Genomic DNA, 665 nt, shown 5'->3' with positions numbered 1-665 from the left:
ATCACCCACACCACCTACCCCGACGGGACCACCACAACCATCGAACCCGGCACCTGGGGCATGCCCGTACGCATCACCGGCCGCGACGGACACACCACCGACTACCAAGTCGACACCTTCGGCATGACCACCGCCATCACCACCGCCGACGGAGCCACCACCTGCTACACCTACGACTACCGCGTCACCGGCATCACCCCTGCCAGCATCACCAACCCCGATGGGGCCACCACCCACATCGACTGCGATAACGCCGGCCGCACCATCGCCATCACCGACCCCGCCGGCCGCCGCACCAGCCACACCCTCAACATCCAAGGACTTATCACCGACACCCTCGACCCCGACGGCAACACCACCCGCATCGACTACACCCCCGAAGGCTGGCCCACCACACTCACCCACCCTGATGGCACCACCCTCACCGCCACCTACGACGGCGAAGGCAACCAACTAACCACCACCAACGAAACCGGAGCAACCACCACAACCACCTACACCGTCTTCGACAAACCCATCACCACCACCGACGCCACTGGTGCGACCACCACCATCACCTACAACACCCAAATGCAACCCGTGGCCATCACCAACGCCGACGGCCACACCTGGACCTACACCTACAACCTCGACGGGGACATCACCCAACAAACCGACTACAACGG

The 665-nt window shown here is 63.8% G+C and carries 1 pseudogene; it reads left to right on the top strand.

The window, feature by feature from the left end:
- A pseudogene (locus MHX66_RS10515) lies at nt 1–665 on the top strand (type IV secretion protein Rhs); the annotation flags it as partial.

This window comes from Corynebacterium sp. ACRPH (assembly GCF_022347285.1).
Taxonomy (GTDB): Bacteria; Actinomycetota; Actinomycetes; order Mycobacteriales; family Mycobacteriaceae; genus Corynebacterium.
Note: the sequence above shows the minus strand (reverse complement) of the source record. Positions and strands in the feature narration are given on the sequence as shown.